Origin of the sequence: Acetobacter garciniae (assembly GCF_017377735.1) — a bacterium.
GTDB lineage: Bacteria > Pseudomonadota > Alphaproteobacteria > Acetobacterales > Acetobacteraceae > Acetobacter > Acetobacter garciniae.
Map to the genome: position 1 here is coordinate 533,511 of NZ_JAFVMH010000001.1, position 13,434 is coordinate 546,944.

The window sequence follows — 13,434 nt, forward strand, 5'->3', positions numbered from 1 at the left end:
ATTGCCTGTAGCACCCTGACCCGGCAGCGAGGTTACGACAGCGCACAGTGGGGCCCGCTGGCGCGGTGTGGAACCGGCCCCATGGCCCCGCCATGGAACCCCAGGGTGGGTCGCTGTGCTAAAAGGCATGAAAGCAGGTTTCTATACGCAGGGCTTCGCCGTATTGTGGCACCGCCATGTCGTGGCCTTGTGCGGCCCGGGCCCTGGCCATGTCGACGCGGGCGAAAAGCCGTGCCAAGAGAGTAGCTATGAAGATTGTCTGTCCTTCCTGCGGTGCGGTCTATCAGGTGCCCCAGGCTCTTCTTGCCAAGCGGCATGTGCTCAAATGCTCGGCCTGCGGGGTCAAATGGCGGATCGGCGCGCCCGATGGCGATGTCGCGCCTTCGCCCGAGCCCGCATCCGCAGCGACCCCGGTGGCCCCTGCGGCCGAAACGCCGCCCGCCCCGCCAGCGCCTGACGCAGACCCCGCGCCAGAGGAAAAGCCCACGGAGTCTCCCGCACGGATGGCGACGGCGCAGGATACAGCTCCGCCACTGCCAGCGACCGAGCCCGAGCCGCCCGCAGAGCCCGCCACACCCGAACCGGCGGTTACCGAGCCACTCACGCCTGAACCACCCGCCCCGGAAGCCGCCGCCGCTGAGTCGCCTGTTGCAGAACCACCTGCGCCCGAGCCAGCGGTTTCTGATGAGACGGCTGCCCTTGAGCAACCTGCATCCGAACCGGCTGCCATTGAGCCGCCCGCAACCGAGCCGGCCGCGCCCGAACCGGCCCCGTCGGTTCCCGCCGCCGAGATAACGCCCCCCGCACCGGCAGTGCCGGAAAGCGCTGCCGCCGATGCCGTGCCGCCGTTGCCCGATTCCACCCGGCCAGGCGTTTCCGCGCTTGACAATGGCGCGCAGGAACAGCCTGCCTCGCCCCCCGAGGCACCCCCCGAGGCACCCCCCGAGGCACCCCCCGAGGCACCCCCCGAAGGCACCCCGGAGGTTCCCCAGCCTGTTGCGCCGGTCCAGCCCGTGGTCCGGCAGGCACCGGTTGCCGAGCCGGTGGCTCCCACCGTAGCGGAAATGCCGGTACCATCTGTGCGCCCCGGCCTTGGCCCGGTCGGGCCGTCTACGCCACCTGCCTCCACCCCGGCCCGGCCCGAGTCTGAAGGGCTCCGGGCAGAGGACGGGCGTGAGGAGATACGTTCAACGCCTGAACCGGTCGAGGTCGCAAAGCCCGACCCGGCTGTGGGGGGCAGGGCGGAACGGTTCGTGCCCTCTGCGCGGGAGGTCGCCTATCAGCCGGTCGTCACCCCCGCTAAGGCGCATTTTGAGGATCACGACGCCACGGACGGGGTGTTCTTGTCCGGCGGCCATGCGGATGCTCATGGCGGGGAGGAAAGCCTGGGTGAGGTTGCGGATGAAGGGCCGTGGCCGTTCGACGAACCTGCGGCCGGCAAGGCGGGTTATGCCGCCCGCATGGACATACGCCAGCTTGTCACGAGCAGCCGCTTCTGGTGGGGCGCATGGGCGGCCAGTTTCGTGCTCAGTGCGGTAACGCTGTTCATGGTCTGCCATTGGTGGGCCGGGGTGGTGCATATGTGGCCGGCGGCCGCGCGCCTGCACCTGCCGGGTTGATCGGCACCACCACCAGTGGCCTCTGCCCGCGCGTGAGGGCGCGGGGCGTGTCGGTTGGGGTCAGAGGTTACGGGCGGCAAGGGCTGCCAATGTGGCCCCGGCGGCGGCCAGCGCCATCAGTTCTACGCCGTACCAGATCAGCCCGCCGGGTGTGAGCACATGACCCGCCAGAACGAGTTGTTGCGGAATAACCGCCGCCGCATTGGCGATCACGTCGCGCGCCTGGGGGTCGGCGGAGGCGGCGGAGCGCGACAGCGTTGCGATCAGGGCGGGCAGGGCCGACCACGCCACCCCGCCGATCAGCAGCAGGGGGGCGAACAGTTCCGCCACCTGCTGGATGAAATAGAACGCGAAATGGCACACCATCCATATGGCCGTGCGCACAAGCCTCAGGCCCGTCAGGTGCCATGCCCCCGATGACATGGCCGTGGGCCTTGGGGCGGAAAGGGGGGAGCGCTGGTCCATAGGCCTGTATTTCCTTCGGGTGGTGTCGCATGCGACCATGCCGGGGGCGGGGCAGGCACTCTGCCCGTCAGGCCCGGCTGGTCCTGTCGTCGTCGCAGTCGTTATACAGCGCTTGGCGCGCCCGTGCCACACCCGGCACTTCGTGTGTGTTCCGCGCATAGGGGGTATCGGGGTGCGATCACGCAGTCGAGAGCAGACGGCTGATGGTGCGCGTGGCTATGGTGGAAGGTGAGACTCTTTTTTGCGAAAGGCAGCCAGCCCGTTGTGGCGGTATTCGGGATGTCATGGATTTTCACTCCTGTAATGTAATGTTCGCCGGCGTGGACGCAGCGCTGGAAAAGCGGCTGGGCGAGGTGCTGGCCCAGACGGGGCTCAAGCTGCGTTCCAGTGCCGACGGTCGCTCGGTGTTCGCTGGCTTCGACGAAGAACTGCCCGATCTGCTGCTGGTCCCCGAACGGCTGCCGGACATGACCGCCGTGCAGCTTTGCCAGCACCTGCGGCTGAATGCCGCGACACGGGGCATTCCCGTGGTGGTGCTGGTGCAGAGCGGTCAGAAGGGTCTAGAACGCGAACTGCTCGAACGCGGGGCGGATGTCTGTTTCTGCGTCAATGACGACCCCGCCTTCCTGCTGTTTCGTATCCGCACCCTGCTGCGCGAATACGGGGCCGATTCAGCAGAACGCGAAGGGGTGGTTTTCCGCCAGCCCATGGTCTCCGTCGTGACGGCGGTGGGGGGGGCATTATGGACCTGGCCCGGTGAAACCCCGGAGCTTGGTGGCCCCGGAACACCTGCGGGCGCAACGGGGGGAGCATTGGCTACCGCAGCGCCTGCCCTGGTGGAAATGCTGCGCCGCAACGGCCAGGAATCCACCCTGGTGGACGACCCCGAACGGCTGGAACTGACCGGCGGCAATACCGGCTGCGCGCCGGCGGACTGCATTGTGGTCGACCTGGCCTGCCCGGCGTTCGATGGCCTGGCTTTGGTGCGCACCATTGCGGCCTTCCGGCGGCGCACCCGCCAGTGCACACGCATATTGGGCATGGTGGAGCGCGGGCAGTTGTCCACCGCGAAAGTGCGGCTGGTGTTCGAGGCGGGGATAGACGATCTGGTCGATACCGATATCAGCCCCGATCTTCTGGTGGCGCGTATTGCAACCCTTGTCCGGCGCAAAAGCCTGCAGGACGAGGTCCGGCGCGAGGAAGCGCATATAGAAAGTGCGCGTGCCCGCATGGCGCTGGCGGATGCACTGCGCCGCGTGAACGAGGATCTGGCCGCCGCCAACCGCAAGCTGATCGATGCGCAGGCCAAGCTTGTCCAGTCCGCCAAGATGGCATCGCTGGGGGAACTGGCGGCGGGCATCGCGCATGAATTCAACAACCCGCTGGCTTTCGTGCTTGCGCATGAAAATACGGTCAAGCGTAGCATGGAACAGGCCCTTCAGGCCGTGCGCGAGGCCGATACGGCAGCCGCTGAAATGGCGCTTTCCAAAGGTTCGGAACGGCTCGCCTCCTCGCTGGTGGGACTTTCGCGCCTGCGTGAACTTGTAGCCAGCCTGCGGCGTTTTTCCCGACTGGAGGAAGGAGAGTTCCGCAGGCTGGACGTGCCCGAAACCATGGCCATGGTGCTGACCCTGCTGGCCCCCAAGCTCGGTCAGGAAATAGACGTGACATGCGATCTGGCCGCCCCGCCCGAACTGGTATGCCAGGCGGCTCTTGTCAATCAGGTCGTCATGAACATTGTCAGCAACGCGGCGGATGCGATCGAGGAAAAACGCGAACGTGCCGCCGCCGCGGGCAAAAAGGGCGCGCCGGGGCGGAACCGGATTCTTATCCAGTCCATGCTCGCCCGGCGCGAGGGCGAGGACGGGATGGATTACGTGGTACGGGTCAGCGATTCCGGTCCGGGCGTGCCGCCGGACTTGCAGGAACGTGTTTTTGAACCATTTTTTACCACCAAACCCGTGGGTTCAGGCACTGGTCTGGGGCTTGCGACCGCTTATGGAGTTGTGCAGGCGCACGGGGGGAGTATTGTTATAACACGGTCGGAGGCCCTCGGTGGGGCCTGCTTTACTATTCGAGTGCCGTATCGAGCAGCAGAGGAGAGGCGCGGTGAGCACGTTGCCTGAAGCCGTGGAGCGTCCCGTCGTGCTTGTCGTGGATGACGAGCCGGAAATTCTGGTCGCCCTGGCTGACCTGCTGGAGGACAGCTACAACGTTCTGACCGCATCCTCGGGGGAGGAAGGGCTGGCCCTGCTGCGCGCCAACCCCGATGTGGCGGTCATGATTTCGGACCAGCGCATGCCGGGCATGACGGGGGACGTCTTTTTCGCCCATGCGCGTGAGCTGAGCGGGGCAGGGGCTATCCTGCTGACGGGGTATGCCGATATTTCCGCGATCGAGGCCGCCCTCAATCGCGGGCAGATTTCCTTTTTCGCCTACAAGCCGTGGGATGACGAAACCCTGCTGTCCATGGTCGGGCAGGCGGCCGAGCGCTACCGGCTTGAAAACGAACTGGCCCGGGAACGGCTGCTGCTGCGCGGCCTGCTTGAAAACCTGCCCTTCGGTCTGGCTTTCAAGGACCAGGACGGCTGCTTTATCCGGCTGAACCAGCAGATGGCCCGGCAGTTCGGCCTGTCTGTGGCCGACTGCCTGGGCCGACGGGAGGAAGACCTGGTCGATGGCGCAAGGCTGGAAAGCCTCACCCAGGCGCAGGCCGATCTGGCTGCTTCCGGGCGGGACCAGCAGGTGCTCCAGCTTCCGGGTGAAGACGGGCAGACACGCTGGCATGACCTGACCCGCGTACGGCTTTACAGCCTGCGCAACGAACCCGTGCACCTGCCTGCCTTGTCCGATTATTCGATCCTGATCGACCGTGACGTGACGGAACTGCTCAGCCTGGAACAGCGCTTGCGCCAGGCGCAGAAAATGCAGGCCATCGGCACGCTGGCGGGCGGGATCGCGCATGATTTCAATAACCTGCTCACCGCTATCCAGGGTTCGCTCGAACTGGTGCAGGATCTCGAACCCCCGCGTGAACCCACGGTGGCGCGCCTGTACCACAACGCCATGGAAGCGGCCCGCCGGGGCGCTGTACTGACAGGCAAGCTGCTGGATTTCAGCCGCCCGCGGCATCTGGCCTGCCAGCGTGTGGACGTGGTCGAAGCAATGGACAACCTGCAAAGCTTCATGCGCCAGGGCAAGGTGCCCACCGAAGTGCGCGGGGCACTGGACACGGCCATACCCGAAGGCAACAGCCGCTTGAGCAGCGTGCATTTCGTCCTGCCCAAGGAGCCTTTGCCCCCGGTCTGGACCGATGCCGTGCAACTGCAACTGGCGGTGTTCAGCCAGTGCATCAACGCGCTGGACGCCCAGCCCGAAGGGGGCAGCACAAGCGTTATCGTGCGCCTGGCCCCGCGCCTGCTGGGCCGCCATGTGGGCAAGGCCCATGCGGAAGCCTGGGTGGTGGTGCAGGTGCTGGATCGGGGCGTGGGCATGACCGAGGAAATGCAGGCCCGTATTTTCGACCCGTTCTTTACCACCAAGGATGTCGGGCAGGGATCCGGGCTGGGCCTGTCCATGATCTATGGTTTCATCAGCCATTGCGGGGGCGAGGTGCGCGTGGAAAGCGTGCCCGGGGGCGGCACCTCGGTGGAGATGTGGCTGCCCGCCATGGACCAGGCGCTGGCCGATGCCATTCCGCCCAAACCGGTCCACAAGGTGCGCCAGGTGGCCCGTGTCCTGCCTGAAAACGGCGCAGGTGAGGCCATTCTGGTGGTGGATGACGAGCCGGGCGTGCGCGCTGTCACGGCAGGATTCCTCAAGCGCGCGGGGTATGAGGTGGTGGAATCCGCCAGCGGGGCAGAGGCGCTGGATGTGGTCAGGGCCCGGGCCGATATCGCCCTTGTGGTGATGGATGTGATGATGCCCGGCATGAACGGGGGCGAAGCCGCGCGGCATATCCACGGCCTGCGCCCCGAACTGCCGGTGCTGTTCGTGACCGGCTACGCGGATTACGGCCTGCTGCCCGACGGCGTTTCCATCCTGCACAAACCCTACACGCGTGACGCCCTGCTGGGCGATGTGAGGGCGATGCTGGCCGCATAGGTGTTCCCCTCTTGTGCTGGCGGCAGGAACGCCTATCTTTTTGTCATCATGCAAAACACACATACTTCTCCTCATGACCCTGTTGGCTGGCACGGAACCACCATTCTGTGCGTTCGGCGGGGGGCTCAGGTCGCCATGGCTGGTGATGGCCAGGTCACGCTGGGTGCGACCGTTATCAAGGGCAATGCCCGCAAGGTCAGGCGCATTGGCCCGTCGGGCAGCATTCTGGCCGGGTTCGCAGGGGCCACGGCCGATGCGTTCACCCTGCTTGAACGGCTTGAAGCCAAGCTGGAACGCTACCCCAACCAGCTTGAACGGGCCTGCGTGGAACTGGCCAAAGACTGGCGGACAGATCGCTACCTGCGGCGTCTGGAAGCCATGATGGCGGTGGCCGATGCCGAGCATTCCTATACGCTGACAGGCAATGGCGACGTGCTCGAACCCGAGGACGGCGTGATCGCCATCGGTTCGGGCGGGAACTACGCCCTGTCCGCCGCCCGCGCGCTGCTGACGGTCGAAGGGCTGGATGCGGAAGACATTGTCCGCCGTTCCATGAAGATCGCGGGTGATATCTGCGTCTACACCAACCATTCCGTCAGGGTGGAAAAGCTGGAAACCTCAAGCAGTGCGGGAGATGCCTGATGGACGCCGCCAATTTTTCCCCGCGTGAGATCACGGCGGAACTGGACCGCTTTATCGTCGGTCAGGCGGATGCCAAGCGTGCGGTGGCCATTGCCCTGCGCAACCGGTGGCGCCGTGCGCAACTGCCCGAAGGCCTGCGTGAGGAGGTCGTGCCCAAGAACATTCTCATGATCGGGCCGACGGGCTGCGGCAAGACCGAGATCGCGCGCAGGCTGGCCAAACTGGCCCAGGCCCCGTTCCTGAAGGTGGAGGCCACCAAGTTCACGGAAGTGGGCTATGTCGGCCGCGACGTGGACAGCATCGTGCGCGACCTGGTGGATGCCGCGATTGTCATGCTCAAGAACGCCCGCCGCAAGGGGGTGGAAGAACAGGCCGCCACCGCCGCGGAAGAGCGGATCATTACCGCCCTGGTGGGGGAAGCATCCTCCGCGGATACGAAAAGCCGTTTCCGCACCATGCTGCGCAGCGGGCAGCTTGAGGACAAGGAAATAGACATTGCGGTGGCCGAGGCCCCTGCGCCGGGTGGCGGTGAAATGCCCGGTGTGGTGCCCGGGCAGGTCATCAATTTCGGGGAGATGATGAAGTCGTTCATGAGCCGCAGCCCCCGGCAGCGCAAGCTGACAGTGGCCGCGGCCCGCGAACTGCTCCAGCGCGAGGAAACGGAAAGACTGCTCGATAACGAGGCCCTGACGCGTGACGCGGTGGCGATCGCGCAGGATAACGGCATTGTCTTCCTTGATGAGATCGACAAGGTCTGCGCGCGTTCGTCCGAAGGCGGGGTGAAGGGGGGCGATGTCTCGCGCGAAGGCGTGCAGCGTGACCTGTTGCCCCTGATCGAGGGCACGACGGTTTCCACCAAATACGGGCCGGTCAAGACCGATCATATCCTCTTCATCGCCTCGGGCGCGTTCCATCTGGCCAAACCGTCAGACCTTTTGCCCGAATTGCAGGGGCGCCTGCCCATTCGCGTGGAGCTTCAGCCGCTGACAAGGGAGGATCTGCGCCGGATCCTGACCGATCCCGAACATTCGCTGCTCAAGCAGTATGTGGCCCTGCTGGGGACCGAGGATGTGACGCTGGAATTCACCGATGGTGCCGTGGACGCGCTGGCGGAACTGGCGGCTGACGTGAACGAACGCGTGGAAAATATCGGCGCGCGCAGGCTGGCCACGGTTCTTGAAAAACTGCTGGAGGATGTGTCCTTCACGGCAAGCGATCGCAAGGGCGAGCGGGTGGAGATTACCGCCGCCATGGTCCATGATAAGGTCGCCCCCTTGGCCCACAAGGGAGATTTGAGCAGGTTTATTCTCTGATGGAAGCACCGTTTGTTACCCCCTCCGAAGCCACTGCCGAGGAGGCGATCGAGGCCATTCGCGACGAACTGGACGTTTTTGACGACTGGATGGAGCGGTATCAGTACATCATAGAAATGGGCCGCAAGCTGCCGCCTTTTCCGCCGCAATGGTGTAACGACGCCCACCGCGTGCCCGGCTGCCAGAGCCAGGTGTGGCTGGAGGAAAAGGAGGAAGGCGACCGGCTTTATTTCGCGGGTCTGTCCGATGCGGCCATTGTCAGCGGGTTGGTGGCGTTGCTGCTGCGGGTCTATTCCGGCCGGACCCGGGCGGAAATCGAGGCGACGGACCCCAGCTTCCTGCGTGAACTGGGGTTGGTGCAGGCGCTGTCCACCAATCGCGGCAACGGGGTGGAGGCCATGGCGCGGGCCATTCGATCCGCCGCCATGGCGGCCTGAAACCAGAAAAACCCCATAAAAAGATAAAAGTTTTTGGTGAAGCTTTTTTCAAAGAGCTTCAGGGAACGTGGCCTTTTTGAAAAAAGGCGACACCCGAAAACTTTTAGGAATTTTATGCAACGCATAGGGCCCAGGCCCTCATAATGCAGCACAAAGAAAGGGCGGCCCGATCAAACCGGGCCGCCCTTTGCTGTTCATGGTCCATGTCGGGCCGGGTTTAGCTGGTCGCGCCACCCTTGGCCTGCAACGCCTTGAGCACATCCGCCGGGCGAATGGGCAGGTGGCGCAGGCGCACGCCCACGGCATTGAAAATGGCGTTGCCAATGGCCGGGGCAATGGTTGTCACACCCGGTTCACCCAGCCCCATGGGTTTTTCCGTGCTGGGCAGGAATTCGATCTCCATTTCCGGCACGTCGGCAATGCGCAGTGGGGTGTAGGTGTTCAGGTTCCGGTCACGCACATTGCCGTTCTCGATTTCGGTCCCTTCGAACAGCGCCATGCTCAACCCCCACAGCGCGCCCCCTTCGGTCTGGGCGGTGGCGCCATCGGGGTCGATGATCGTGCCCGCATCCAGCACCAGCCAGATTTTTTCGCAGGTGACCACACCGGTCCTGCGGTCCACCCGCACGCGGGCGGCACCTGCTGTCCAGGTCGGCATGCCGCGTTCCTGGCCGAAGGTGGTGGCAATGCCAATGGCCGTATCCTTGGGCAGGTCCGTCTTGCCGTAGCCGCATTTTTCCACCAGGCGCTTGAGCACGGTGGCCTGGCGGCTTGCGCCGCCAACGGAATCCGGTGCGCTGCCGGCATTGCGGCCCTTGCTGTCCAGCAGGGACAGTCGCAGGGCGACCGGGTCCTTGCCGGTGGCGTGGGCGACTTCATCCATGAAGCTTTCATGCGCCCAGGGCGTCCAGCCGGAACTGACCGAACGCAGCCAGCCGGGGCGGAAGGTATCGTCCGCCAGGTCGTTGTCCAGTGCGCGCACCAGCATGGGGCCGACCGAATACCAGTGATCCGCCCCGGCAATGGCGAACTGGTCGTACGCCTTGCCGTCATCACCCTTGGACATGAACGGCTCGGCCATGACCCGTGTGGGCCACCCGGCGGAGGCATGGTGTTCCCAGCCATCGATGCTCCCGTCCTTGGTCAGGCCCGCGCGTACGGTCTGGATGGAGGGCGAGCGGATGGAATCGAACTGCGCGTCATCCGAACGGGTAAAGACCAGCTTGACCGGCTTGCCGCCAATGGCCTTGGAAATCAGGGCTGCGGGCACGGCGTAATCGCCGTTCAGCCGCCGGCCGAAGCCCCCGCCCAGCAGGTAGCTGCGCATGACCACCTTTGATTCGGGCACTTCGAGCGCCTTGGCGATAACCGGCAGGAACAAAGACTGCCACTGGTTGCCACAATGCACTTCCCACAGGCCGTCATGCAGGCGGGCCAGCGCGTTCATGGGTTCAAGCTGGTAATGCAGCACGGACGAGCAGGTATAGGTCTGCTCGAACACCTTGGCCGCCCCCGCAAGCGCCTTGTCCACGCCCGCGTCGTTGAACACGCGTGAACCGCCATTCTTGTCGGCAATCTGCTTGCGACCGTGTTCGATGATATCCTGCTCGGTCACGTTGGCGGTCTTGCCCGCGGTCCAGGTGACCTTCAGCGCATCGGTCGCGCGGATGGCGGCAGGGTAGGACGACGCCAGCACCGCCACCCAGCCCGGCACCGTGCCCGAAGGGTCGTGCAGCACGACATAGCGGATATAGCCCTTGATCTTTTTGGCCTCGGTCTCATCGACCGAGACGACCTTGGAGCCATAGCGCGTGGGCGGCAGCTTGGGGCGGGCATAGACCATGCCTTCAAGCTTGGCGTCGATCCCGTAAATGGCGGTGCCATCGGTCTTGGCCGGAATATCCAGCGCCTTGACCTCCCGCCCGATCAGCCGATGTTCGGCAGCGGGCTTAAGCGGCAGCTTGGCCATTTCCTCGGGCGTGAAGCGCCGGTCGGGATGCGCGCGGCTGACGATATCGCCGTACGTGATGGACCGGCTGCCCGCGATCACGCTGCCATTGCGCGCGATACAGGCAGTGGGGGCCACACCCAGCAGTTTCGCCCCTTCTTCCACCATGACGGTGCGCGCGGCAGCACCCGCCTGGCGGAACTGGTCCCATGTCATCCAGACGGACCACGACCCGCCGGTAACCATCAGGCCCCATTTGGGGTCCGTGTCCACATAGGTGATGCGGACCTTGTCCCAGTCGGCTTCCATTTCATCGGCGATGATCCGGGCCAGCGCCGTGCCGACATGCTGGCCCATTTCCGCGCGGATGACATTGACGTTCACCCACCCGTCCGGGGCGATGGAGCACCAGATCGTGGGCTCGAACACGCCCCCGGCGGGCTGGTCGTCCGCCATCCTGGGGAAAACCTGAGCCGCCTGGCCCGGGCGGGCGAAGCCGAACAGGAAGGACGTGCCTGCGGCAGTCAGCAGAAAACCACGGCGTGTGGGGCCAAGCCCCGCCGCGCGATCCATGCGTGCGGCCATGCGTTCGAGCTTACCCATGAGATGTCTCCTCCCGCAGGGCGGCTGCTGCTTTCTTGATGGCCTTGCGAATGCGCACATAGGTCATGCAACGGCACAGGCTGCCGCCCATGACACCGTCGATCTGTTCATCCGTGGGGTCCGGATAATCCTTGAGCAGGCTGACGGCCTGCATGATCTGGCCAGACTGGCAGTACCCGCATTGCGGAACCTGGATTTCCTTCCAGGCTTCCTGCACGGGGTGCCTGCCCTGCGGGTCCAGCCCTTCGATCGTGGTGACTTCCGCCCCTTCGATGGAGCTGAGCGGCGTGATGCACGACCGCGTGGCCCGCCCGCCCACCAGCACCGTGCACGCACCGCACTGGCCGACACCGCAGCCGAACTTGGTGCCCGTCTGGTCCAGGTCATCCCGCAGGGCCCACAGCAGGGGGGTATCTTCTGGCACATCGACGACAACGTCACGGCCGTTGAGTTTGAACTTGGTCATCTCTTGCTCCGCGGTCCGTCTTAGTGGGAGGAATTGACAGGAACGTGCTGGACGGTCTTGCGCACGGCCGCCGCCTTTTTCTCCAGGTCGGTCCATGGCGGCAGCGTCGTGCGCGTGCGGCGCAGGTAAGCGGCGATACGGGCCATATCCTGATCGGAAAGGGCATTGTAGAAACTTGGCATGGCTATACCGGACTGGCCTTCCTCGGCGGTGAGCCCGTGCAGGATCACCTGGTAAAGGTTCGTGGGCTCGTCCAGCCACAGCGCGTTGTTCAGCGCGAGGTCGGGGCGGCCCAGAACGGGCGTGGGGGCGGCGTTGTAGTGGCAGGCCGCACAGGCCCCTTGGTACAGCTTGGCGTCCGGATCGGTGTTGGGGCCGATCAGCCCGGCTTTTGACTGTTCCATGGCCAGGGCCAGCGCGGCCTTGTCATGGCCCTGGCGTTCGCTGGCATGGTCCAGGTCCGCGAAGTAATGGGCAATGGCATGCACGTCTTCCTCGGGCACCGTGCTTAAGAAGCGGTGCGGCACGGGCGACATGGGGCCACCGGCCGGGCCGTGCAGCGGGGCTACGCCAAAGCGCAGGTACTGGAACAGTTCGTCTTCCGTCCAGGTGGTGGGGGTGGGGTTGTGCTCGTTCAGGGGCGGGGCGATCCAGTTGTCCACCACCGCACCTTCATAGTCGGAGCTTCTCTTTTCCGCGCCCATGAAGTCGCGCGGCGTATGGCACGCGCCGCAATGGGCGTTGCCTTCGGCCAGATAGGCGCCACGGTTCCACAGCGCGTCATGCCTGGGGTCGGGCTTGTACACGCCGGGCCAGAAATACAGCAGCTTCCACCCCGCCTGAAGAATGCGCAGGCTGAGCGGGAAGGGCAGTTCGTTGGGGCGCTGGGCCATGGACACGGCGGGCCGGGTCATGATGTAGGCGTACAGATCGGAAATATCCTGATCCGTCATCTTGGTGAAATGATCGAACGGGAAGGCGGGAATAAGGTGTTCGCCCTCGCGCGAGACGCCCAGATGCATGGCGCGGTGGAATGCGGCTTCCGACCAGTTGCCGATACCCGTTTTTTCGTCCGGCGTGATGTTGGAGGAATAAATGGCCCCGAACGGGGTATCCATTTTATAGTCACCCGCCAGTTCCGGGCCCCCGCCCATATCCGTGCGGGTATGGCATTCCGCGCAGTACCCTTCGGCCGCGACAATGCGGCCGCGCTCGATCTGCGCGGCGGAAAAACTGCTGGCCGCCGGGCGGGGCACGGGGGCTATGGATGGATACCAGGCATAGTACAGGAAGCCCAGACCGCCCAGGGCCCCGACTGCCGCTACTCCTGCTAGAATACGTTTGATCACTCGACCCCCAATCCCGTTCCCGTGCAGCCTGTCTTTCATGGCGGGCAGCCATGCAATTAAAGGCCTGCGTCACGAAAAACAGTGTTTGATCAGACTTTTCGAAGCCTGCATCGCAGATGGATCCACGCGGTCGGCTGGTGTTTCAGGGCAAATGGCACGGGTCTGGCCCCGTGCCGCATGGCGGTGTCGCTACCGCCTGTTCAGATCCCGAAATACCCTGCCAGGCCCCCGCTACCGACGTTTGATGCAGCCTCTCAGAATTGATCCCGTTTTATCCGGCTTTGCGTTATAAATAAACGCATAGATTATAGCTTATTGCCACGAAAACACGAATAAGATTTATTAGCCCGACAATGTTGTATCAAAGAATTGAAGGGTTGAGGTCTAACTATATACGACCGGATATAGACGAATTTGCAGTATTATACTCTCAAGGTTACTTGGCACAGGGTGCCATATGCGCGTGGGGGGCAGGTGGCCTGGCGCGT

At 64.4% G+C, this 13,434-nt stretch carries 10 protein-coding genes; 6 read left to right on the top strand and 4 right to left on the bottom strand.

The features are described 5' to 3' along the window. The first annotated feature begins 248 nt into the window (after window positions 1-248). A complete protein-coding gene (locus J2D77_RS02375) occupies window positions 249-1,619 on the top strand; it encodes a zinc-ribbon domain-containing protein (RefSeq protein WP_207844667.1) in 1,371 nt (456 codons plus the stop codon). 60 nt (window positions 1,620-1,679) lie between these two features. Here the strand turns inward: J2D77_RS02375 and J2D77_RS02380 are convergent, their stop codons facing one another. Further along, the gene (locus J2D77_RS02380) at window positions 1,680-2,084 is read right to left on the bottom strand and encodes a hypothetical protein (RefSeq protein ID WP_407927065.1); all 405 of its coding nucleotides are present in this window, start codon (window positions 2,082-2,084) and stop codon (window positions 1,680-1,682) included. 320 nt (window positions 2,085-2,404) lie between these two features. Between J2D77_RS02380 and J2D77_RS02385 the strand changes: the two genes are divergently transcribed. Genes J2D77_RS02385 through J2D77_RS02405 form a run of 5 tightly spaced genes read left to right on the top strand, consistent with a single transcriptional unit; the run spans window position 2,405 to window position 8,580 of the window. After that, complete coding sequence (locus tag J2D77_RS02385) at window positions 2,405-4,210, top strand: ATP-binding protein (RefSeq protein ID WP_331000162.1); 1,806 nt, start codon at window positions 2,405-2,407, stop codon at window positions 4,208-4,210. Continuing rightward, window positions 4,194-6,188, top strand: a complete 1,995-nt coding sequence (locus J2D77_RS02390; protein WP_207844669.1) for a response regulator — start codon at window positions 4,194-4,196, stop codon at window positions 6,186-6,188. The genes J2D77_RS02385 and J2D77_RS02390 overlap by 17 nt, the downstream gene beginning before the upstream one ends. A gap of 48 nt (window positions 6,189-6,236) precedes the next feature. Continuing rightward, on the top strand, window positions 6,237-6,830 hold the full coding sequence (gene hslV, locus J2D77_RS02395; RefSeq protein WP_207844670.1) for an ATP-dependent protease subunit HslV: 594 nt from the start codon (window positions 6,237-6,239) through the stop codon (window positions 6,828-6,830). Next, window positions 6,830-8,143, top strand: coding sequence for an ATP-dependent protease ATPase subunit HslU (gene hslU / locus J2D77_RS02400; RefSeq protein WP_207844671.1), 1,314 nt, complete (start codon window positions 6,830-6,832; stop codon window positions 8,141-8,143). The genes hslV and hslU overlap by 1 nt, the downstream gene beginning before the upstream one ends. Continuing rightward, window positions 8,143-8,580 carry a SufE family protein gene (locus tag J2D77_RS02405; RefSeq protein ID WP_207844672.1) on the top strand — a complete coding sequence of 146 codons (438 nt, stop codon included), beginning with the start codon at window positions 8,143-8,145 and terminating at the stop codon, window positions 8,578-8,580. The genes hslU and J2D77_RS02405 overlap by 1 nt, the downstream gene beginning before the upstream one ends. A 217-nt stretch (window positions 8,581-8,797) precedes the next feature. On the opposite strand, the gene J2D77_RS02410 is transcribed toward J2D77_RS02405, so the two are convergent. The 3 genes from J2D77_RS02410 to J2D77_RS02420 are packed head-to-tail and all read right to left on the bottom strand — an operon-like array spanning window position 8,798 to window position 12,946. Next, a complete protein-coding gene (locus tag J2D77_RS02410; protein WP_207844673.1) occupies window positions 8,798-11,131 on the bottom strand; it encodes a xanthine dehydrogenase family protein molybdopterin-binding subunit in 2,334 nt (777 codons plus the stop codon). Further along, a complete protein-coding gene (locus tag J2D77_RS02415; RefSeq protein WP_207844674.1) occupies window positions 11,124-11,597 on the bottom strand; it encodes a (2Fe-2S)-binding protein in 474 nt (157 codons plus the stop codon). The genes J2D77_RS02410 and J2D77_RS02415 overlap by 8 nt, the downstream gene beginning before the upstream one ends. A 20-nt stretch (window positions 11,598-11,617) precedes the next feature. Then, complete coding sequence (locus J2D77_RS02420; RefSeq protein WP_207844675.1) at window positions 11,618-12,946, bottom strand: c-type cytochrome; 1,329 nt, start codon at window positions 12,944-12,946, stop codon at window positions 11,618-11,620. Window positions 12,947-13,434 lie beyond the last annotated feature (488 nt).